Below are 22,786 nucleotides of genomic sequence, written 5' to 3'. Positions count from 1 at the left end.
TGATTTAGAATCAGTCCCGATAATTATTATTTTGCTAAGTTTATAATAGTCTTGTTAGCTCTATTGTACGAAATGTAAGTAAGTACAAGGAATATAATTCCTAAAGCAGCTAAGATTAATATAGCATTAGTATAAATTTCACCAGTCAATCCGCCAAGAACTGCATGACGAACTGCAACATCTCCGTAATAAACAGGAGTGAATGGGATTAAACCACTGTATAATGTAGGTAGCATTTCTTTAGGGAATAGTGGTGTAGTAAGAACAAATTGTAATGCTACAAATCCAATACTTAATCCATTACCTATTTTTCCGAATGTATATGATAAGAAGTGCGTTATTATCATAAATACTATAGCTGAAATTATTAATCCAAAGAAGTACATTCCGAAATATTCTATTCTGAAATCAAAGAATAATTTCATAGCAATAACTTCGATTATTACAGCGAAAATAGCGAATGTAGACATTGCTACAAGACGTGAGCTAAATAGTCCAGCTACACTTTCTCCAGCTTCACGATTACGGGCTGGGAATAGAATGTTAAATGCAGCTGCTGCTATAAGCAATCCGAATACTAAGAAGAATGGTGCCATAGCATTACCATAGCTAGTTTCTTCTGCAATATCATGGGTATTAGTTTTGATTGGGTTAGCTAACATATCTGAGTTTTTGTCTCCAGTTTTCGCAGATGCTACTTTGTCAGCTCCACTAGAAAGTTTATCAGCTAATAGACCCGAACCATCTTTTGCTTTATTTAATCCCTCAAGTAATTCTGGTGCTTTAGCTTGCATTTGAGCAAGTGCTGTAGAAAGGCTAACCGCTCCAGTTTTCGCAGTAGACATACCTGCAAGTAATTCTGGTGCTTTAGATTTCATAACGGTCAAGTTTTGATATAGCTTTTTACCGCCATCATCAAGTTTTTGGATACCAATGCTAAGTTCAGGGATTTTTGCTTGTAGTTTGTTAAGTCCAGCATTGATTTTAGCATTTCCATTAACTAAAGCATCTATTCCTGTTGTTAGTTCAGGAAGTTTTCCGTGTAATAGGTTAATTCCTCCAGTTAATTTATCAAATCCATTTTGTAGTTCTGAACTCTTAGTAGCAAGGGCTCCAACACCTTGTGCTAATTCTCCTGTACTCATAGATGTAGTAAGTAAATTAACACCATCAGTAAAGTTAGTTAAACCGGCTTTCAATTTTGGTGTTTCAGTTGCTAGTTTGTTAACTCCATTTGCAAGTTCACCAGTTGTAAGTGATGTTATAGTTTGATCTACTCCGCCTTTGTATTGATTGAATCCAGCTACAAGAGTAGGTGTTTTGTCATTCATTATTGATAAACCAGCTTTTAATTCGCCACTACCAGCAGCTAATTTACCAACGGCATTTTTTATTGTAGAAAAACCAGATATAGTTCCATCAAGATCTGTTGCAAGATTGTTTACATCAAATTTATCAAGTTGGTTTTGGATGTATTGTAATTTTCCTACACGATACTTCATGCTTGAATATTTTGAAGAAACAGAATTGATTGCTGTAGTAAGATCAGTTTTTATCTGGTTATTACTTTGCGTAGTAGCACTTGGTTGAGGAGATGCAGCAGAAACATCGCTTTGAGCAGCAGCAAGGATGCTAGCTTTTTGAGTTTCTGTTAAATTAGTTGCATCTAATTGTTGTTTTAAGTTTGTGAAGTTGTTACTGCTTTGAGTGGCAGCAGGTGTAACTTGTGAATCTATTTTACTTATAAGTTCTTTAATACTCTCTATTTGCGTTCCTAATTCAGTAAAGGCGCTAGATAGCGGGTTAAAGTTTGTTCTATAAGTAAGTTTTAGACCTTTTAATTGGTCGATAGTCGAGTTAAGTTTGCTTTTTTTAGATGATAAATCACGATCGCTAGGTAAACTAGAGTTTAGTGTGTCTAAACCAGCATTAATTTTACTAGCACCTTCGTATAATTTCGGTGCTTTTTCAGAAAGGCTAGTTACACCGTTTTCTAACACTGTACCGCCAGCGATTAATCTATTTAAATCATCTTGTTTATCTAGAAGTTTAGAATTAATTTTTAAAATACCATCTACTAATTTTTCCATACCATTGTTTAATGTAGCACCACCAGCATTAATTTTATTTAAATCATCTTTTTTAGCTAATAATTTTTCATTAAGAGTAAGTACGCCATTAGTATATTTTAAAAGTCCGGCTTGAAATTCTTTGCTTCCGTTGTAAAGAGTATCTACACCAGAAGCTAACATAACACTTTTAGTTTTAAATGCATCGAATCCAGCAGTTAAGGTATTAGAACCAGCAGTAAGCTCATTAATACCTGCACCTAGTGTAGTTTTTTTGTCATTTAATGAACTTAAACCATTTGATAGTGTTTCTGAACCACTTTGTAATTGAGAAATACCGTCTCCTAGTTTTGCCCCAGCATCATTTAATGTTGTAAGACCAGTCGCAAGACGTTTTGAACCGTTTGAAAGTTGATTGATACCACTGCCAAGTTTTTCTCCTCCAGCGCTAATGCGAGAAAGCCCGTTATTTAAAGTGTTAGATGCATCTGCAGCTTTTTGAAGAGAACCTCCAATTTCAGAAAACTTGCTGTATAAGGTAGTACTATAAGTTTTTACGACTTGATCCTTAACTGTCTTTGTTAAGTTGCTCGCTACGGTTTCCATGATTTTTTCACCGTTTTTACTTTTTGTAAAGTTGGTAGTAAAATCAATATTCATTTTTTCTGGATTTTCACTTGATAAAGTAGTAGCATTTTTAGAGAAGTTTTCTGGAATAGTTACTACCATATAGTAGTCACCTTCTCTTAGTTGTTTTTCTGCTGTTTCTTTATCAACGAATTGCCAATTTACTTTTTTGTTTTCTTTTAGTTTATTAACCATTGAGTTTCCAACTTCTAGAGTCTTTCCTTCAAAATCTACTTTCTTGTCTAGGTTAACAACTCCGACTTTCATATTACCAGTGTTGTCATACGGATTCCAAACAGATTTCAGGAAAGTTCCTGCATATAGGATAGGAACTAGAAGTACGATAGCCATAGTGATAATTAAACCTTTATTCTTCAAAAGAGTTTTAAATTCTTTGTTTATCATAAATCCTCCTAAGAAATTTTATTAATAAAATTTCTTTAATTAATATAATATCGTGATATAGCTGCATACCACGTACAATATTCTATACCTTTTTAAACTAAAAGTCAAAATATTTTTAAGCAATAATAAACTATTAAGTTTTAAATATAAGCTGCAGTATTCATAATATGGATAAATAATATATCTCTTATGATATTATATCATCAATTAAGCTTTATTCTAAAAGGGTTGCGAGAGATTGCGGTTATTTTTTGTAATCTTATAAAATAATATATATTAATTAAAATTTTTTCTGAAACCGTCCTAATTAAAGAAGGAATAAGTACACTATTAAAATATGGGAAATAGAGTTATAATAGAAAGTATAAGAAAAATTAATACTAAGATTAGTATAAGTAAATATTAAATTTTTTTTGTGTTGTCAATAAAAAAATTAAAGTAATCCAAAATATGCATACTTATAGCTAACTATAAGTTTTGAAAGAGTTTTTCTTTTCCTAAGAAAATAACCGTATTAATTTTTTTTAGTTTGAAATATATAATAAATATAGGTGGTGAAGTAAATGGAGATTTTTAATTATGATAATAGAAGTTTGCGACTGCTAAATATACTAGAATCGAATTTCTTAGTTCAGGATAAATATTTGATAGACGTATTAAAAGTTAGTTCAAAAACTATTAATAATGAAATAAAATCTTTAAATGAAATATTTGGATCTTGTGCATATATTGAAAGTAAAAATTCAAATTATAGTCTTTATATAATAAAACTTGAAGAATATCTCAAAAAGAAACGTAGTATTTATGAAGCTGGGGAGAATTTTGACTCTAGTAAGGTAAGGTTAGTTTATATTTTTAAAAAGTTAGTGTCAACAAGTGATGGGCAATTAATAGATGATCTCGCTTTTGAAATGATAGTAAGTCGAACTACACTGAATACTGATTTGAAAAAACTAAATGAAATAATAAATGATTATAATTTAGTAATAAAAGGAAAGCCGAACATAGGAATTAAAATAGTTGGCTTAGAAAAGGATATTCGAATTTTTATTTTAGAAAATATTTATAACTATATGTATAAAGAAGATATTTTTGATAAAGAAGACAATAAATTTTTTGATGAGATGTTTGTAAAATATAAGATTGATGAACAGGCTAAAGGAGAGTTTTTAAAGTATTTGACAGTAAGTATTGATAGATTTGCTAATGGATTCAGGCTGAACTTAGTAGAAAATCAATATGAAGAACTGCTTGATAGTTATGCCAAAGATTTTATTAAAGAAGTATGCGAATACACAACTTTAAAATATGGAATAACATTGAATCAAGATGAAATGAAATTTTTAGCAATTTGCTTCGCTACTATGAGAGTTCCTACTAAGATAAATAAGATAAGGGAAAATCTAAAATATACAGAAGAGTATAAAAAATTAGTTCAAGAAATATTAGAAATAGTTGTCTATGAATATGGACTTAAGTTTGATACATCAGATATTATAGAAGAATTCATTTATCATATCTATTTTTTAATGGAGAGGTTAAAGTACGGTGTTCGATATCATAATAATATGAAAGAAAAAATCAAAAAAGATTTTCCAGTATCATATAAGATAGCAAGAACGGCGAGTGAAGTTATAACAGAAAAATATCAGTATAGTGTTTCAGAAGATGAAATCAGTTATCTGGCCATATATTTTGAAACTTTTCTTAAAAAAATTAAGATTCAACCAGACAATTTGAAAATTTTATTAGTAACAAATGCTGGACCAGCGTACAAAAAACTTATGATTAAGGAATTAGAAAATATAAGTCAAAGTTCAGAAATAACAGTAGTCACCACTTATGAAAATGTTAAATATGATGATTTTGATATTATAATTTCTACAGTAAATAAGAATTTTGAAACAACAATCCCTATTATCTATCAAAATGAGATTTTGGATATAGTCTACTTAAAAAAAGAGATAAATTTTTTAAGATATGTTAATAAAATGAATAATCCTGCTATAAGAGGAATGGAATCAATAGTGTTAAGTTCTATGTCAGAAAGTACATTTTTTGTTTGTGATAATCGCAAAACATATGCAGAAAACCTAGAAACAATGATAAAAGGACTTGAGGCTAAGGGATTTGTAGATAAAGAATTTCTGTTAAGAATAAGAGAACGTGAACAGAAATCTTCGATGATTTTTGCTGATAGCGTGGCATTCCCACATACACAAAATGAAAAAGAAAATAGTTTATTAATAGCCCTTGGGGTATGTAAAGATGGTTTTAAAGACAACAAAGAGTTAAAATTAATATTTTTGGCGTGTGTACCTAAAGATGGTGATCAAGGTTTACTTTTGGCGAAAACTTATGATGAGCTTATTTCGATAATAAAAGATAAAAAATTAATTGATGATATATCAAAAGTAGAAGGATATAATTCACTTGTGAATTATTTTATAAAACATACTAATTTATATAGATAAATATTAGGAGGAACTCATGAATTTATTGGTTTTGGGAATATTGTTTATTGCAGCCTTTATTTTGCAGTATGCTTTAACTTTTGTTCAAATGAGCAGTTTTAAAAAAAGTTATGCAGAACTTAGAAGAAAAGGAAGGGTTGTTATAGGGAGAAAAAATGGTGCTGCTCGTGCAGGTGCAATTGTTATGTTTGCTATAGATAATAACGATAAAGTTATTACTGGAGAAGCAATGCAAGGTGTTACAGTTCTTGCGAGATTTAAAAAGTTTGATTACTTTGATGGAATTAAAGTAGGAACAATAAATAGAGATGATTGTAAAGCGATTAGACTTTCTTCATCATTAACGAGTGCAGTATTAGATGGTGTAGTTAATTATAAAACAATTTCTGCGGGTGGAGAGGTTGAAATGGAACAAAGTCCATTCGGGAAATTAGCAAAAAAATTAAAATTTAATTAAATATTATTAAGGAGGGCAATATGGATTATATTGTTAAAATAGCTTCAGGCTTTACAGGTTTATTTGATGAAGGTGCAAAAGTTTTCGTAAGTTGGGTAGGAGGAATAGTACCTAAAGTTCTATTACTACTAGTTTTTATGAATGCATTGGTTGCTTTTATAGGGCCACATAGAGTTGAAAAGTTTGCTAAAGTTTGTTCTAAAAATGTAATTTTAGCATATGGTATCTTACCTTTTGTTTCAGCTTTCATGTTGGCAAACCCAATGGCATTATCAATGGGTAAATTTTTACCAGAGCGAATGAAACCAAGTTATTATGCATCAGCATCATATCACTGTCATACAAACAGTGGGGTATTTCCACATATTAACGTTGGAGAAATCTTTATTTACTTAGGTATTGCAAACGGTATTACTCAATTAGGTTTAAATGTAGCACCTCTTGCAGTAAGATACCTATTAGTAGGGTTAGTAATGAACTTCTTTGCAGGTTGGGTAACAGATTTCACAACGAAAATGGTAATGAAACAACAGAAAATTGAGTTAAGTAATACACTTAAAGCATAAGGTTAGGAGAATTAATTATGACATACGGAACAATTAAAATAGAAAAAGGTAGTGGAGGTTTTGGAGGACCGTTAGTAGTTACTCCAAAACCAGGAAAAGATAAAATTCTTTACATTACAGGTGGCGGAGCGGAACCTGAAATTGTAGAAAAAATCGTTAAATTAACTGGGGCAACACCGGTTAATGGTTTTAAAACATCAGTTCCTGATGAAGAAATCTTCTTAGCTATTATTGATTGTGGAGGAACACTTCGTTGTGGTATTTACCCGCAAAAAAGAATTCCAACAGTAAATATTATGCCAGTAGGACCTAGTGGGCCGCTTTCAAAATTTATTAAAGAAGATATTTATGTATCGGCAGTAGGATTAGATCAAATTACTGTAGAAGAAGGTAGTGAAGTTGCTGAAGAAGTAGTGGCAGTTGAAGAACCAAAACGAGAATTTAAATATAGCGCTGATAAAAAAGTTTCTCAAAGCTTAGCGGAAAATTCAAAATCATCTATTATTCAAAAAATTGGTATGGGTGCTGGGAAAGTAGTACATACATTATATCAAGCAGCTAGAGATGCTGTTCAATCTATGATTACAACAATTTTACCTTTCATGGCATTTGTTGCTATGTTAATCGGTATTATACAAGGATCAGGATTTGGGAATTGGTTTGCTAAATTATTAACACCACTTGCAGGTAATATTTTCGGTCTTGTAGCACTTGGGTTTGTTTGTTCTATTCCACTATTATCAGCACTACTTGGACCTGGAGCAGTTATTGCTCAAATTATTGGTACATTAATCGGTGTTGAAATTGGGAAAGGTACTATTCCGCCTCAATTGGCATTACCAGCATTGTTTGCAATTAATACACAATGTGCATGTGACTTTATCCCTGTAGGACTTGGACTTGCAGAAGCAGAACCAGAAACAGTAGAAGTTGGTGTGGTATCTGTGCTTTATTCAAGATTCATCATAGGGGTACCAAGGGTAATTGTTGCGTGGTTAGCAAGTTTTGGAATGTACTCTTAAGAAATACTTTTAAATAAAAATTAAATTTTACGGGGAGCATTCGCTCCCTCATTAACGACAAAGTCGACCAAAAATATCTCTAGGGAAATAAAATGTAAAGGAAGAATATTATGATTATTTATGAAAATATAGTAAAAGCAAAAGGAAGCTTAGTTGGTGAATTTGGTGACGGAATGTTTATCTTATTTGGAGATAACGCACCAGATATGTTAAAGGATTATTGTTATAGTATCGATGTTCTACCGACAAATGGAAAAATAGAAGTAGGGCAAACTCTGACAGTTGATGGAGAACGATTTGAAATTCTTGGAGTAGGTGACGTTGCAGAGAAAAATCTTGTAGATCTTGGACATTTAACTGTACATTTTTCAGGTGATTTAGAGAGTTTATTACCTGGTGCAATCGTAGTAGAAAATAAAAGTTGTCCGCCAATAGATATAAATACAAAAATAACAATTGAAAAATAAAAATTAAAGGAGAAAAGTAAAATGAGTTGGTTAAATTTAGAAGGAAAAACAGTAATAGTAACTGGCGGTGCTTCAGGCATTGGAGCAGCTGTAGTTGATGAATTTTTAAATCAAGGATGTAATGTTGTGGTGAGTGATTTATCAGAAAAAGAAACTGATAATGAAAAACTTCTATATGTAAAATGTGACGTTACAAAAAGAAGTGATGTGAAAAATGTTGTTTCTAAAACGTTAGAAAAGTTTGGAAATATTGACATACTTGTAAATAATGCTGGTATTAATATTCCACGTCTACTAGTAGATAAAAATAATCCAGAAAGTAAATATGAGTTCACTGATGAAGTGTATGACAAGATTATGGATATTAATGTTAAAGGATTATTTATCTTTTCACAAGAAGTAGGTCGTATTCTGGTTAAAAATGGTAAAGGGGTTATTGTTAATATGTCATCGGAATCTGGATTAGAAGGTTCAGAAGGACAAAGTATATATGCAGCAAGTAAAAATGCAGTTAATTCACTAACTCGTTCTTGGGCAAAAGAACTTGGTAAACTTGGCGTTCGAGTAGTGGGTGTTGCACCAGGTATACTAGAAGCAACAGGACTAAGAACACTTGCATATGAAGAGGCACTTGCGTATACACGAGGAGTTACAGTAGAACAAATTCGCGCTGGATATACAAGTACAAAAACTACACCATTAGGTCGCGATGGGAAACTATCAGAAGTTGCAGATTTAGTAGTTTATGTGGCAAGTGATCGTGCAAGTTATGTTCACGGTGTTACATATAATGTAGCTGGTGGAAAAACAAGAGGATAAAATAAAAACTAGGGGTAAAGTTGAAGTGTATTCTAAAAGGTAGATTTTCTTTTTCTAGCTTTAAATATACTTTTAACAAGGGTCTCCTAGTTTTTTAAAATTGTTTTTGAAAACTATTTGTGCAGAAATAATTTTTGAATTATAATTATATTGAAAAATAATAATGTGTGAGGATTAGGGAATGAAAATAGAAGCAGTTCTTTTTGATATGGATGGTCTAATGGTAGACACAGAAAGTTTATCTACAAAAGCTTTAATAAGTAGTGCTAAGAAGCAAGATTATGAAATGACTAAAGAAGAAACGTTACAGGTATTAGGTTTCACTGAAGCAGCTATCTACAAGTTTTGGGAGGATTATTTTGAAGATAGTCACGTTGATGGGAAAAAATTAGCCGATGATCATTATGGCTATATTGAAGAGGTTTTATTCACAACTGGACCGGATAAAATGCCTAATGTTGAAGAACTTTTAGTATATTTAAAAGAAAATAATTATAAAATAGCAGTGGCTTCTTCATCTAATATAGATCATATAGAAAATAATATGGAAAAAACAAGACTTAGAAAATATATTGACAAAATAGCAAGTGGTCAAGAAGTTTTAAATGGGAAACCAGCACCGGATGTATTTTTATTAGCCGCAGAGAGATTAGGAGTAAAACCAGAAAATTGTTTAGTATTAGAAGATTCTAAATCTGGGATAAAGGCTGGACGTGCGTCAGGGGCAACTGTTTTTATGGTACCAGATATGTTCAAGCCAGATGAAGAATGTATTGAGATTGCTAATAGAATTTTGAAAAATCTAGGAGAAGTGATTAATATTTTGGAGGAAGAAAATGACAAAGATTTTAATAGATAGCGCCGATATAAAAAAAGCTAGAGAAATAGAAAAATATTATACGATAGCAGGAATAACTACCAATCCAACGATATTATCAAAAATAGAAGGCTCTTTAGAGGATAAATTAAAAGAACTAAAAGAATTTACTTATGGAAAATATGAAGTTCATATTCAAACGACAGAAAGTGAAGTTGGAAAAATAGTAGAAGAAGCTAAAAAACTTCGTGATTATTTTGGAGAGAGTTTCTATATAAAAATTCCTGTGACAAAGGCAGGTTTAGAAGCAATAAAACTTTGTAGTAAAGAAAATATACGGGTGACGGCAACAGCTATTTTAACTGCTATGCAAGCTTTAGTTGCAGCGAAGAATGGAGCTAATTACGTCGCGCCGTATGTAAACAGAATGGAAAATGTAGGGCAAGATGCAAAAGAAGCTATTTTGGAAATAAGCAATTTATTAATAGATTACCCAACTGAAATTTTGGCGGCAAGTTTTAAAAATGTAAAACAAGTTCAAGATATTCTACGTTGTGGTGCGGAAGCAGCAACGATAGCCCCAGAGATAATAGAGGCGAGCATTTGGCATCCTTATACAGATAAATCAGTCTTTGACTTTGAAAAAGATTGGGAAAATAGATTTGGTGATAAAAAAATAGTGGATGGAATTTAATTTTAAAAAGTCTTAAGAATTATTCTTAAGGCTTTTTTCTAGATGTAAGAAGGCTCTGATGCTTCATTGACAAAATTTAATGATGAAGGTGCTACAGAGATTACAGTTGTAAACGAATATGTTCTTCATAGTCCAATTTAGAAAGAAGGGTATAGATTATGATAAAAAAAGAAATATATAATATAGAGGGTATGAGTTGTGCTTCTTGCGCAAGTAGTATTGAAAAAATAGTGAGCAAAATCTCTGGTGTGAGAAATGTAAGTGTAAATCTTGCAACAGAGAAGATGTTTATTGAGAGTGAAGAAGAGGTTAGTACAGAAGATATAGAGCAAACTATAAAAAATGCAGGGTATTTTGCAAAATTGGTAGATAATAATGTAAGTACTTTTTCTTTAGAAGGTATGAGTTGTGCATCATGTGCTCGTAATATAGAAAATGTTGTTGGAAAAGTTTCCGGAGTGCAGAGTGTTAGTGTAAATCTAGCTACAGAAAAGATGACTGTTATTTTTGATAGAAGCAAAGTAAATATAAAGGATATAGAAGATGCGGTAGAGAGAGCAGGATTCAAGGCGATAGAAGATAAGGTTTTTAAAGATTCTACTCAAGGACAAAAAGTAAAAAAAGCGAAACAGATAAATAGTTTATTACATAGATTTTTATGGTCTGCTATATTTGCAATTCCTTTATTATACTTATCTATGGCTGATATGATAGGCTTACCTACGATAATAAATCCAATGGAACAAGCGAAATTATTCGCTACTATTCAAATAATTTTAGTTTTACCAATTTTGTATTTAGGTAGAAGTTTTTATTTAGTTGGGGTTAAGTCATTGTTTAAAGGCCATCCTAATATGGATTCATTAGTTGCACTAGGATCAGGTGCTGCAGTTATTTATAGCTTGTATTCGACTGTTCTAATTTATTTAGGAAATGAGCACTCAGTGATGAACTTGTACTATGAATCTGCGGGTGTTATTTTAACGCTTATCACACTTGGTAAATATTTTGAAGTAGTTTCTAAAGAAAGAACTTCTGGGGCGATAGCAGCGCTAGTTAGTCTAGCACCAAAGACAGCTAACGTCATGCGTAATGGAGAAGAAGTGAAGCTAAATGTTGAAAATATTGTTATTGGAGATATAATTGTTGTACGACCTGGAGAAAAAATACCTTTGGATGGAAGGATAACAAAAGGTGCAAGTTCAGTTGATGAAGCAATGTTAACTGGTGAAAGTTTACCTGTTGACAAAAATATTGGTGATAATGTTATAGGAGCAAGTATTAATAAAACAGGAACTTTTGAAATGATAGTAACTAAAGTCGGAGAAGATACTGCTCTTGCTCAGATTATAAAACTTGTAGAAGAAGCACAAGGATCAAAAGCACCAATTTCAAAATTAGCTGATAAAATCGCAAGCGTGTTTGTTCCAGTAGTTATTTTCTTAGCTGTTTTATCGGGAACTTTATGGTACTTTGTTGGTCATGAGTCATGGATATTTGCTCTTACTATTTCTATTTCCGTATTAGTAATTGCTTGTCCGTGTGCGTTAGGACTTGCGACTCCAACGTCAATAATGGTAGGGACAGGACTTGGTGCGGAGCATGGAATTTTAATAAAAAGTGGGGAAGTAATAGAAACGGCGCAAAGCGTAAATGTGGTAGTTTTTGATAAAACAGGGACATTAACTGAAGGAAAATTAAAAGTAACAGATGTAGTTTCATTTGATAATTATGATGAAAATGAGGTTCTGCGTTTAGCGGCAAGTATAGAACATTATTCAGAGCATTCACTAGGAGAGGCAATAGTAAATTTAGCGCGTGAGAAGGAATTTATACTAAGCGAAGTAGAAAATTTTAAAGCTAATTCGGGCCTTGGAATTTCGGGTAAAGTTGATGGAGAAAATATTTTAGTAGGAAATAAAGTATTTTTGGAAAATAATTCTATTTCAATAGAAGAACATCTTTTAATAGCTGACAAATTCTCAGTAGAGGGGAAAACACCGCTATTTATTGTTTATGGTAACAAATTAATAGGAATAATTGCTGTTGCAGATACAATTAAAACATCAAGTAAAGAAGCGGTGAAAAAATTAAAACAAATGGGAATAAAAATAATTATGCTCACTGGTGATAATAAAAAAACTGCAGAAATTATCGCAAAACAAATTGAAATTGATGAAGTAATTAGTGAAGTGTTACCAGAGAACAAAAGTAAAGAAATAGCAAGACTTCAACAAGCTGGAAATAGGGTTGCAATGGTTGGTGATGGGATTAATGATGCCCCAGCTTTAGTACAGGCAGATGTTGGAATAGCTATGGGGGCAGGAACAGATGTAGCAATAGAATCTGCAGACATTGTTCTTATGAATAATGATATGCTTAGTGTAACTCGTACAATAAAATTAAGTCGTGTGACAATAAAAAATATTAAAGAAAATTTATTCTGGGCATTTATTTATAATATTATCGGTATTCCTGTTGCTATGGGAGTATTACATATATTTGGAGGGCCGCTATTAAATCCGATGATAGCAGGAGCTGCAATGAGTTTTAGTTCAGTATCGGTAGTATTAAATGCATTAAGACTAAAAAGAATAGGAATAAAATAATTTACAGGAGGTTCACATGGAAAAAGTTTATAATATAGAAGGAGTAAAGTGTGGAGGATGTGCTGCTGTTGTTAAAGAAAAACTTAGTGATATAGAAGGGGTAGAAACTGTAGAAGTTGATATCGCTAAGAAAAAATTAATAGTAGTAGGAACAACCGATAAAGAAGTATTACAAAAAGCCTTGAGTGATACAAAATTTAAAATTGATTAAAATAGAAGACCAATCAAGATTATTTCTTGGTTGGTCTTTAACTATGATGAATAGAGTTGCTTAAGTTTCTATTAAAAATAGATAAAGAAAAAACCGAATAGGTATGTAAAATAACCAGATAATCAAAAGGTATAGATTTAATATTGTTTTTTCGCTAAAATAATAATTGAAAGGAGGAGTTATTATGAAACTCGAGTTGAATATAGACGAAAAAGTAAAAGAGACATTAGTTGTAGTTAGTGCTAATAAGATTGATAAAGAAGTTCAGAATTTAATAAATTATATCGAATATAGTTCTGAGTATTTAATAGGAATAGTTGAAGATAAGGCGAGTATTATAGATATAGGTGAAATAATAAGGGTGTATATAGAGGATAGAAAAACTTTTGTTGTAACATTAAAAGATACATATGTTGTGAAGAAAAAGCTTTATGAAGTAGAAAATATGGTAACTCGTAATTTTATAAAAATATCACAAAGTGAAATAGCGAATATAAAATTTATCAAAAACTTAGATTTTAGTAATACAGGAACGATAGTCATAAAGTATAAAAATTCTGATATTAGCTATGTATCTCGTAGAATGATTAAAGAATTTAAGTTGAAACTCGGTATATAGGAGGAAAATAAAATGAAATTATTTAGAAAAATGGTGGTATTTAGTTTAATAGGGGTAGGGATAGGAAGTATCTTATCGTTAGTATTTAGTTTGATACATGGAGAGTATGCTCCAGGTGTTCCTGAATTTTTAGATAGTTTTTCAAATACTAATAAAGCGATGATAGTCCAGACTATAATATTTATCGTTTTGGGGATTTTACAAGGATTTGCCAGTGAGATTTTTAAAAATGTAGATGAGCAAAACTTTAAAACGATATTTTTAAAACATTACCTTCTAATAATGCTTCCATTATTACTAGCAGGATATTATTTAAAATGGTTTGTAGGGTTAAAAACTCTAATGCTAATGTTAGTATTTTCAAGTTTCTTATATGCTCTAATAGCTTTGGTATCTTATCTAAGTGTTAGAAATGATATAAAAAAAATAAATAGTAAACTATCTAATTATAAATAAAAAAGGAGTTGACGATTTATCGTCAGCTCCTTAATTTTTATTTTTAATTATTTACCTTCTTTTAATAAATCACGGATTTCTTTAAGAAGTTCTTCTTTACTATCAACTTCTGGTGCTTTTTCCTCAGCAGCTTCTTCTTTAGCCATTTTTTCTTTAGCAGTGTTAATAGCTTTAACAAAGATGAAAATAGCTACAGCAGTTATTAAGAAGTCGATGATAATTTGAATAAAATTACCATATTTAATCCCTTCCCAAGCCAAGTTAGTGAAGTCCGGTTTAGATGGGAAAAGAAGTCCGATAAGTGGCATCATAATATCAGTTACTAATGAACTTACAATTTTACCAAAAGCAGCCCCCATAATAACCCCGATTGCAAGATCTAATACATTACCTTTAAAAGCAAATTTTTTAAATTCATTTAACATAAAATATTTTGTTCTCCTTTATAAAAATTTATACTTATGTATGATACACTAAATTGGAAATAAAAGCAAGGATTTTAATATAATTAGATAGTTTTTATAATAAAAATTAATGCTAAAATTAATATCCCTCAAAGATAAATGTTTTGAGGGATACTAATTTTCTATATTAATTGTCTTAAATCTTAGTTTTCTTCTGAAGATTTTTCTTTCTTAAAGAATTTGTTAAGTAAGTCAGCTGCTTTACTCTTATTTTCTTCAACTTTTTCAGATAAATTGTTGATTTTTTCATCAGTATTTTTTCTAAAACCTGTAACATTATTTTTCATGTTATCTACAGAAGATTGAAGTCCATTAATAGAAGAAGCTAGACCTTCAGCTGTATTAAATAATGGGTCTAATTTTTCAGATTTTACTTGTATATCTTCTGCAAGGATATTTGCGTTTTGTAGTAAGATGTTAGTTTCAACCATAATTGGTTCTAAATGACCTTCTACTTTTTTAACAGTTTCGTTTAAATCTTTTGCAAGAGTAAGTGCGTCTTCAGCAATATTAGTTACATCTTCCACACACTCTGTAACAGATATAATAGATTTTCTTGCAGTTCCTAAAGTTCTTGCTGCACTGATACAAATAATAAGTACTCCTACTCCTGATAGAAAAATTCCTGCGTAGGCAAGTACAAGCCAATCGATATTTAACATTTATATTTCCTCCTTGAGATGGTGTATTCGTTATATTTAAAATAAGGTTTAATTGCTAGTATTTTTTTCAAAAAATTTATGGCAAAGTTTATTGATATTTCCGGCTCCCATAAATAAAAACACCGTATTTTCAAAGTTTAGTTTGTCAAAATCTTCTTCTCCATGAATGATTTTAGAACCCGGAGTTACTTTTTGTAAATCTTCAATTCCAACAATTTTTTCTTTTTCACGGACTGAAGCGAAGATTGGACATAAAAATACTTTATCTGCAGTTAGCAGACTTTCAGCAAATTCATTTAAGAACTTGGCAGTTCTTGTATAAGTATGTGGTTGAAAAATAGCTACAATTTGTTTACCTGCATATTTGCGGCGAGCACTATCAATAGTAGCTTTTATCTCGCTAGGGTGATGAGCGTAGTCATCAACAACTACATTACTACTGAATTTATATTCGCTAAATCTTCGTTCTGCTGGACGATATAAGTCTAATGATTCTTGGATTTTTTCTACACTAATACCATTGATATCAGCCAAAGCAATGGCAGAAGTAGCATTAGAAATGTCATGTAAGCCAAAAATCGCCATAGTGAATGTTCCAAGTAAAGTATTGTTTTTATAAATATCAAACTTGCTGTACTCAGTAGAAGTTTGAACGTTTTTTATTTGGTAGTCATTTCCATCGTTAAATCCATAAGTAATTGTTTTAGCGTGAGCAGGTTTTAACTTAGAAGCCAAACGGTCATCACCGCATATAACTACTGTATTTTTAACTTGGTTGACAAAGCTTTGAAATGCATCAAACATATCATATTCATCATTAAAATAATCAGGATGATCAAAATCAATATTAGTTACGATAGCGTAATCTGGATGATAGGCTAAAAAGTGACGATAGTATTCGCACGCTTCTGCAATCATAAAGTCTGAATTTTTTTCACCGTGCCCAGTTCCATCTCCAATTAGATAAGATGTAACACGATTATGTTTAAAAATATTACTTATCATAGTAGTAGTTGTAGTTTTACCATGAGCTCCTGTTACGGCGATAGAAGGTGTTTCTTCTAGTAGTTTACCTAAAAATTGAGCATAGGTATAGATTTTTAAACCTAATTCTTTGGCGCGACGACATTCAATATGCGTGTCATCAAAGGCATTTCCTAAGATAACTTCATAGCCTTCTTTTATATTCTCTTCATTATAGTAGAACATCGGTATATTACGCTGTTCTAATTTTTCTTGTGTAAAAAAATAAGTTTCTTCATCGGAACCTTGGACAATATGTCCCATATCATAGGCAATCTGTGCGAGGGAACTCATACCAGATCCTTTGATTCCTATAAAATGATATTTACTCATTACAATTCTCCTAAAATCTCGTTAATTCAAATAGAAAATAATTACTACAAAAAATTTCTATAAGCACTACAATTTTACCTTAAAATAGGGAAAAATTCAACTGATAATATTTTTTGATATAACCCAAAAGGGTAGTAAAATAATAATTATAGAAGATATTAATATAACTTTAAATTATAATTAGGTTACATTTAGAGTTGCCAATAGACTTTATTTAATATATTATTCTCAATTTTAATATTTTATATTATATGCTTTACAGTTTAAAATTAGTTGGAGGCTAAAAACTTGATAGAAGTAAAAAAGTAAGAATAATATTTGTTTTTATAAATAATTTAAGAATAAGTATGGTATAATTAAACAAATGTTTAAAAGTAGGTGATAGTTATGGAAAAGGCAATAAGTAATGGTGATATTTTTAAAAAGATAGGCTTACTTATTTATAGAGATAAATTACGGATATTTATTGCATTGATAGCCTCGGTAGCATCGTATTATTTTACGCTTTATCCAACGGACAGATTGAATATCATAGTTGATGGAATAACAAATGGGAAACTTGATTTTAATGGCGTTTTGGAGGAAATTATAAAAATAATCATAGCAGGAGTATTTTTATATATTGTTTATTATTTTAAAGAATATTATACATTTATTGGTTATGATAAAGTAATAAAAGATATGACTTATAATTTGCAATATGATATTTATCGTCATACTCCGGTATTTTTCAATAAATTCAGTATTGGAGAGGTTATTAGCCGCTCAACAAATGATATAACAAACTACATAGCTCCAGCTTTTGGTTATGGGGTGCTTCTTGTTTTTGATGGAATAATATACAATGTTTTTATTAGTGTGTTGATTTTTAGCAAATCAAATTTTACTTATTTATTATTAATTCATATTCCGCTTGTTATTCAAACGGTGTATTTAGTTAGTAGACGCAAAATACAAGAGACATACTATAATAAGATGGCAAGAACTATGGATAAGATAACGGAAGAAACCTTAGAAAATGTTAAAGGTATAAGGGTAATTCGAACATATAATTTATTGCAAAAAGTCCGTATGAGTTTTGTGAAAAAACTAAGAAGTTATGCTCACAGTAACAGCGAATATATGAAGAAAGTATTGTTATATCAACCACTAAATACTGTTTCGGTTGCAATAAGTTATACTATAGCCGTTGCATATGGTTTTTATTTAATTAACCATGAAGCTATGACTATAGGAGAGTTGATTGCGGTTTGTGTTGTTATAGGAATGTTACAATGGCCATATATAGCATTGTCAGAATTTGTAGTTATGATTATAGAAGTACGCCAAGCTACAAAAAGAGTATTGGAAATTTCTGGTAAAAAAGCAGCTGTTAACAATGATAAAGCTTTGTACAATTTTGATTTTAAAGAAAGTGTAGAATTTAAAGATTTTGATTTTAGCTATGATGGTGATAATAAGGTCTTGAAAAATATTAATTTCAAGATTAATAGAGGAGAAACAGTTGGAATAGTTGGTAAAACAGGTTGCGGGAAGACCACTTTAATAAAACAACTGTTAAGATTATATCCAATATCGGAAGAAACATTGTTGTTAGATGGACATAGCGCAGAACAATATTATGATTACTCTATTCGTGAAAAAATGGGTTATGCTCCTCAAGAATATCAATTATTTTCAAAAACAATAAGGGAAAATATTTTGTTCTATCGAAAAAATTTAGAGGGAAATTTAGACAAGGTATTAAAACTTTCGGACATAAAAAAAGATATTGAAGGTTTTGTAGATGGCTTAGATACCTTGGTTGGGGAAAATGGGTTATCTCTATCGGGAGGGCAAAAACAACGATTAGGAATAGCTCGAGCGTTATTAGCTAATCCGGACATTTTGATTCTTGATGATAGTTTAAGTGCAGTAGATGCTAATACAGAAAAAACTATTATAGAAAATATTAAAAAGACACGCGAAGGTAAGACAAATATTATTGTTTCACATAGAATATCTGCAGTAAGACATGCTGATAAAATAATAGTTGTAGAAAATGGTGAAGTTCTTAATGTAGGAACTCATGATGAACTTTTGAAAAATTGCGGGTGGTATAGAGAGTTAGATGCTTATCAAAATAAGGAGGTAGAATAAAATGAAGACAAAAAATCCATTATTACAATTTCTACCTTACATAAAAAATGCTAGAAGAGCTTATGTTTTAGGGTTTATTTATTCAGTATTAAATGTTGGACTAGGTGTGCTAGGAGTTTATGTTTTATCAAAGGTTTTTGATGGCATTGAAGGAGATATAACAAAACAAGTAGTTCTAAAATCTTTGATTATCGCTGTTGGCTATGGTTTAATACTTTTATGTTCGGGGATATCAAATTATATCCGTAACGTATATTTAGTTCAAGGGGCAAATGAAATTTATGTTCGCATACAAATGCAAGTATATGATCATATTCAAAGTTTACCTATCCGATACTTTGATAACATGCCAGCAGGTTCTGTTGTGTCACGTATTACAAGTGATGTTAATCAAATTAGAACATTTTTTGTTTCTACTTTTGTGCAAATTTTAATAATTGTTATGAAGGTAGTATTTTCTTATATTGTATTGTTTACGGTAGATTATAGATTTGGTTTATTTATGTTAGCATTACTACCAATTATGTATATTGTCCTAAAAATTTATAATAAATTAACGCTTGATAGTATACAAGGATATCGTAGGAAGTTTTCTGAAAGTAACGGTATTATCAATGAAAACTATCAAAATCTAGAAATTATTAAAGCATTTAATAGAGAAGAAGCTAGTATTGAAGATTGGAATACTCATAATGAAGAACGATATAAATATTGGAAAAAACTAAATGTAGTAGATAGTTTATTACTGCATAATATTACAGGGGTATTTAGAGTAATTATTTTTATTGGCATAATTTATTACTATGCATATTCCCATTTTAATGGTGTATTTGGAGTTACCCTAGGAATGGTATATTTATTTATAAATTATACTACAGATATAATTTATCGAATAGCTGATTTTACAATGGGAATATCTAACTATGTTCGCGCGATAGGTGCAGCGAATAATATTCAAGAGATTTTAAAACTTGATATTGAAAAAGATATTGAAATTGCAGAAGTAGGGGATTTCCGAGGAAATATTAGTTTTAAAGATGTATCATTTGCTTATAAAGATGATAATTATGTTCTTAACAATTTGAATATAGAGATTAAAGAAAATCAAACAGTCGCTTTTGTAGGACATACGGGAAGCGGTAAAAGTACAATAATGAACTTGATAGTTAAGTTTTATGATGTTAGTAAGGGGACTTTAGAAATAAATGGGAAAAATATAAATGAATATAGTAGAGAATATTTACGCGAGAAAACAGCTATAGTATTACAAGATTCATTTTTATTTGATGGAACTCTATTGGAAAATATTACCCCAAATGGGAATCAAAGAACTGCAAAAGAAGCACTGGAAAAAGTTGGGGGAGACTTTATCTTAAAAACAAAATCTCTTGATTCGAAGGTAGAAATAGGAGGAAGTAACTTTTCTACTGGAGAGAAGCAGCTTATTTGCCTGGCGCGTGCTTTAGCGAAGAATCCAAAGATATTGATTTTAGATGAGTCTACAGCTAATATAGATAGCGAAACAGAACAAAGTGTAGGTTATGCTATTGAAAAATTAAAACAGGGAAGAACAACATTGATAATTGCCCATAGATTATCAACGATTAAAAATGCAGATAATATTGTTGTTCTTGATAAAGGGCGAGTAGTAGAAAGTGGTGCTCATGATGAATTAATTAATCTTAATGGAATATACAAAAAAATGTATGATACACAAATAAAAGGATAATAAAAAAACGAGAGTAAAATTAAGATAAATACCAAAATAATACTCTCGTATTTTTAATTATTTAGTAAAAGTAAATTCGTATGCTAAGTCAATGCTCTTGAATGAAACCATAACAGTCTCGTATCCTAAAGGTTTGATAATTTCGCCAACAGCATTTGCAACTTTTTCGCAAACTTCTACTGGGCGAGCAACCCAACCGATTTCGATATTAGCGCGACTAATTTCTTCGCCATCTAAGATAGCAACACTTTCTACTAAGTCAAGAGTGAAAGCACCACGAGGGCGATCGATAATTTCTGCAATAGTATCAAAAAGCTCTGCGCTAACTTTTTTCAAATCTTCTTTTTTAATTCCTCTAGCAACTATTCTTGGCATAATAATAAACCTCCAAATTTTGTATTCGTTTTCTTTTATTATATCATATAAAATATATTTTTTGTTGAAAATTTTTAAATTTTTAATATTAAATTAAGATAGTAAATCAGTAATTAGCGTAAATATATCTGTAAAACATTGAAAACACTATTTATTTTCGTAATTCTTGAAAGTTTTTTAAAAAGAAAAAGTATTTTTTTTGTTTATTTTACTTATAATTAATATCATTTGTTTTGATAATATGGTATGATTAGAGTAGAAAGAAGAATATAAAATAATTATTAAAGGAGAAATTTTTATTAGAATTTTATATAAAAAATACTTTTCATTAGCAATGCTAATCTTAGTTTGCATTTGTATATTTTTATTTTCTAACCAGCCTGGAGTAGAATCAACAAAGCTCGCTAGTAACTTGTTTGTAAGAAAGTTAGGCCATTTTAGCGAATATGCAATTCTAGGTTTTTTTGCCTTTGCTTATTTTTCTAATATATTTCAGACCGGAAGAGAAAAGATACAGTTGGAAACAAGTTTCTTTATTAGTTTTTTATTTTGCTTTTCTTATGCGGTAAGTGATGAGTTTCATCAGACATTTGTAATAGGCCGAGATGGTAACTTTATGGATGTTTTGATTGATAGTGGAGGAGTGTTATTTGGGATTATAATTTCTTATGCGTTGCCTTTCATTAAAATATTAAAAAAAAGGTAAAATATATCTTACTTTTTAGTTGTATTTTCTTTGGAAAAGTTATAAAATAATATCCTAAGGTAAATAAAAAATAAAAGGAGGAGTTATTAATGCTTAAAGCACTTATTGTAGAAGATGATAAATTTTTAGCTTCATCATTGAAAGCTGCTGTTGCAGATAAATTTGATGTAGATGTTTCTTATAATGGGCTTGATGGACAGAAACTTATAGACAATAATATTTATGATTTTGTAATCGCTGATAGTATCCTACCTGGGAAAGGTGGATTAGATTTATTAGACTATATCCGCGAAGATAAAGAGCTTAAAATACCAGTTATCGTGCTTACTATTGCTGAATCTACAGAAGAAAAAGCAAGAGTGATGAAACATAGAGTAACAGAGTATCTTCCACGTGTAGCGGATGCTTCTCTTTTAACGACTACAATCTCTAATTTATTACAAAGGGAAAGTAATCTTAAAGCTGAAAACGAAGTAACGTATAAAGATCTTGTGTTAGATTTAAAAAATGAGCTTGTTACCTCTAATGCAGGAACACTAGATACAATTAAAGGAAAGTATTTAGAATTGCTATCGTTCTTTGTGATTAATAATAATATTATTTTGGAGAAAGAAGAAATATTTGATCGTGTTTGGGGTGTTGATTCTGAAACAACAATCAATGCTATTGAAGTTTATATTTCAGGATTACGTAAGGAGCTTAGAAAAATTGGTTATGATAAAAATCTAAGAACTGTACGTGGTGTTGGATATACTTTTGAATAGGTAAAGATATATGGAATTTGATTATCCTATAGATTACGCATTATATACATCTGAGGAGATAACCATTATTATTAAATTTTTAGATACTATAGAAGAATGTTATCTAAAAGGAGTAGAGTTAGAAGAGTATAAAAAGGTTTATAAAGACTTTAAATCTATTGTTCGTGCAAAGTCAGAAGAGAACTCTTTATATCGTGATTTTAAAGAAATTACAGGATATGATGGGTATTTAACCACAAAAGAAATGAAAAATGAAAAACCAAGAATTAAGTTATAGAC

General features: G+C 30.5%; 22 protein-coding genes. 17 read left to right on the top strand and 5 right to left on the bottom strand.

What is annotated here, in order from left to right:
* Window positions 1-26: 26 nt before the first annotated feature.
* Window positions 27-3,101: a YhgE/Pip family protein gene (locus DQN46_RS07375; RefSeq protein ID WP_111743559.1), complete on the bottom strand. Its 3,075-nt coding sequence runs from the start codon at window positions 3,099-3,101 to the stop codon at window positions 27-29.
* Window positions 3,102-3,664: 563 nt separating this feature from the next.
* On the opposite strand from DQN46_RS07375, the gene DQN46_RS07370 reads away from it, so the two are divergent.
* The 12 genes from DQN46_RS07370 (at window position 3,665) to DQN46_RS07315 (ending at window position 14,312) form a co-directional block, all read left to right on the top strand.
* Window positions 3,665-5,575, top strand: a complete 1,911-nt coding sequence (locus DQN46_RS07370; protein WP_111743558.1) for a BglG family transcription antiterminator — start codon at window positions 3,665-3,667, stop codon at window positions 5,573-5,575.
* Between the two features lie 16 nt (window positions 5,576-5,591).
* The gene (locus tag DQN46_RS07365; RefSeq protein WP_111743557.1) at window positions 5,592-6,032 is read left to right on the top strand and encodes a transcriptional regulator GutM; all 441 of its coding nucleotides are present in this window, start codon (window positions 5,592-5,594) and stop codon (window positions 6,030-6,032) included.
* Window positions 6,033-6,052: 20 nt separating this feature from the next.
* Entirely contained in the window at window positions 6,053-6,598 is a 546-nt protein-coding gene (gene srlA / locus DQN46_RS07360) for a PTS glucitol/sorbitol transporter subunit IIC (RefSeq protein ID WP_004633496.1), read from the top strand.
* Window positions 6,599-6,615: 17 nt separating this feature from the next.
* Window positions 6,616-7,620, top strand: coding sequence for a PTS glucitol/sorbitol transporter subunit IIB (gene srlE / locus DQN46_RS07355; protein WP_004633495.1), 1,005 nt, complete (start codon window positions 6,616-6,618; stop codon window positions 7,618-7,620).
* A 110-nt stretch (window positions 7,621-7,730) separates the two neighbouring features.
* Window positions 7,731-8,087 carry a PTS glucitol/sorbitol transporter subunit IIA gene (locus tag DQN46_RS07350; RefSeq protein ID WP_004633493.1) on the top strand — a complete coding sequence of 119 codons (357 nt, stop codon included), beginning with the start codon at window positions 7,731-7,733 and terminating at the stop codon, window positions 8,085-8,087.
* A gap of 21 nt (window positions 8,088-8,108) precedes the next feature.
* Window positions 8,109-8,906, top strand: coding sequence for an SDR family oxidoreductase (locus DQN46_RS07345; protein WP_111743556.1), 798 nt, complete (start codon window positions 8,109-8,111; stop codon window positions 8,904-8,906).
* Window positions 8,907-9,087: 181 nt separating this feature from the next.
* On the top strand, window positions 9,088-9,765 hold the full coding sequence (locus DQN46_RS07340; protein WP_004633489.1) for an HAD family hydrolase: 678 nt from the start codon (window positions 9,088-9,090) through the stop codon (window positions 9,763-9,765).
* A complete protein-coding gene (locus DQN46_RS07335; protein WP_111743555.1) occupies window positions 9,743-10,417 on the top strand; it encodes a transaldolase family protein in 675 nt (224 codons plus the stop codon). The genes DQN46_RS07340 and DQN46_RS07335 overlap by 23 nt, the downstream gene beginning before the upstream one ends.
* 158 nt (window positions 10,418-10,575) lie before the next feature.
* Window positions 10,576-13,026: a heavy metal translocating P-type ATPase gene (locus DQN46_RS07330; protein ID WP_111743554.1), complete on the top strand. Its 2,451-nt coding sequence runs from the start codon at window positions 10,576-10,578 to the stop codon at window positions 13,024-13,026.
* Between the two features lie 16 nt (window positions 13,027-13,042).
* Window positions 13,043-13,237 carry a heavy-metal-associated domain-containing protein gene (locus DQN46_RS07325; RefSeq protein ID WP_004633483.1) on the top strand — a complete coding sequence of 65 codons (195 nt, stop codon included), beginning with the start codon at window positions 13,043-13,045 and terminating at the stop codon, window positions 13,235-13,237.
* Window positions 13,238-13,421: 184 nt separating this feature from the next.
* On the top strand, window positions 13,422-13,856 hold the full coding sequence (locus tag DQN46_RS07320; RefSeq protein ID WP_004633480.1) for a LytTR family DNA-binding domain-containing protein: 435 nt from the start codon (window positions 13,422-13,424) through the stop codon (window positions 13,854-13,856).
* Window positions 13,857-13,868: 12 nt separating this feature from the next.
* Complete coding sequence (locus tag DQN46_RS07315) at window positions 13,869-14,312, top strand: DUF3021 domain-containing protein (protein WP_111743553.1); 444 nt, start codon at window positions 13,869-13,871, stop codon at window positions 14,310-14,312.
* 47 nt (window positions 14,313-14,359) lie between these two features.
* On the opposite strand, the gene mscL is transcribed toward DQN46_RS07315, so the two are convergent.
* The 3 genes from mscL to murC form a co-directional block, all read right to left on the bottom strand.
* On the bottom strand, window positions 14,360-14,737 hold the full coding sequence (gene mscL, locus DQN46_RS07310) for a large conductance mechanosensitive channel protein MscL (RefSeq protein WP_004633476.1): 378 nt from the start codon (window positions 14,735-14,737) through the stop codon (window positions 14,360-14,362).
* A gap of 182 nt (window positions 14,738-14,919) precedes the next feature.
* Window positions 14,920-15,438 carry a DUF948 domain-containing protein gene (locus DQN46_RS07305; protein ID WP_111743552.1) on the bottom strand — a complete coding sequence of 173 codons (519 nt, stop codon included), beginning with the start codon at window positions 15,436-15,438 and terminating at the stop codon, window positions 14,920-14,922.
* A gap of 48 nt (window positions 15,439-15,486) precedes the next feature.
* Window positions 15,487-16,794: a UDP-N-acetylmuramate--L-alanine ligase gene (murC, locus tag DQN46_RS07300; RefSeq protein WP_111743551.1), complete on the bottom strand. Its 1,308-nt coding sequence runs from the start codon at window positions 16,792-16,794 to the stop codon at window positions 15,487-15,489.
* A 387-nt stretch (window positions 16,795-17,181) separates the two neighbouring features.
* Here murC and DQN46_RS07295 point away from each other — a divergent pair, with 387 nt between their 5' ends.
* Together DQN46_RS07295 and DQN46_RS07290 are read left to right on the top strand one after the other, a co-directional pair.
* Window positions 17,182-18,933 (top strand): ABC transporter ATP-binding protein, encoded by a 1,752-nt coding sequence (locus tag DQN46_RS07295; protein WP_111743550.1) that lies wholly within the window; start codon window positions 17,182-17,184, stop codon window positions 18,931-18,933.
* Between the two features lies 1 nt (window position 18,934).
* Entirely contained in the window at window positions 18,935-20,662 is a 1,728-nt protein-coding gene (locus DQN46_RS07290; RefSeq protein ID WP_111743549.1) for an ABC transporter ATP-binding protein, read from the top strand.
* A 57-nt stretch (window positions 20,663-20,719) separates the two neighbouring features.
* Here DQN46_RS07290 and DQN46_RS07285 read toward each other — a convergent pair whose 3' ends face one another.
* Window positions 20,720-21,037 carry a DUF1904 family protein gene (locus DQN46_RS07285; RefSeq protein ID WP_111743548.1) on the bottom strand — a complete coding sequence of 106 codons (318 nt, stop codon included), beginning with the start codon at window positions 21,035-21,037 and terminating at the stop codon, window positions 20,720-20,722.
* A 334-nt stretch (window positions 21,038-21,371) separates the two neighbouring features.
* On the opposite strand from DQN46_RS07285, the gene DQN46_RS07280 reads away from it, so the two are divergent.
* The 3 genes from DQN46_RS07280 (at window position 21,372) to DQN46_RS07270 (ending at window position 22,784) form a co-directional block, all read left to right on the top strand.
* Entirely contained in the window at window positions 21,372-21,743 is a 372-nt protein-coding gene (locus tag DQN46_RS07280) for a VanZ family protein (protein WP_111743547.1), read from the top strand.
* Window positions 21,744-21,832: 89 nt separating this feature from the next.
* Window positions 21,833-22,507 (top strand): response regulator transcription factor, encoded by a 675-nt coding sequence (locus DQN46_RS07275; RefSeq protein ID WP_004633462.1) that lies wholly within the window; start codon window positions 21,833-21,835, stop codon window positions 22,505-22,507.
* 10 nt (window positions 22,508-22,517) lie between these two features.
* The gene (locus DQN46_RS07270; protein ID WP_111743546.1) at window positions 22,518-22,784 is read left to right on the top strand and encodes a UPF0223 family protein; all 267 of its coding nucleotides are present in this window, start codon (window positions 22,518-22,520) and stop codon (window positions 22,782-22,784) included.
* Window positions 22,785-22,786: the final 2 nt, after the last annotated feature.

It is taken from the genome of Gemella morbillorum, assembly GCF_900476045.1.
Lineage (GTDB): Bacteria > Bacillota > Bacilli > Staphylococcales > Gemellaceae > Gemella > Gemella morbillorum.
This window is presented reverse-complemented; position numbering and strand designations above follow the sequence as displayed.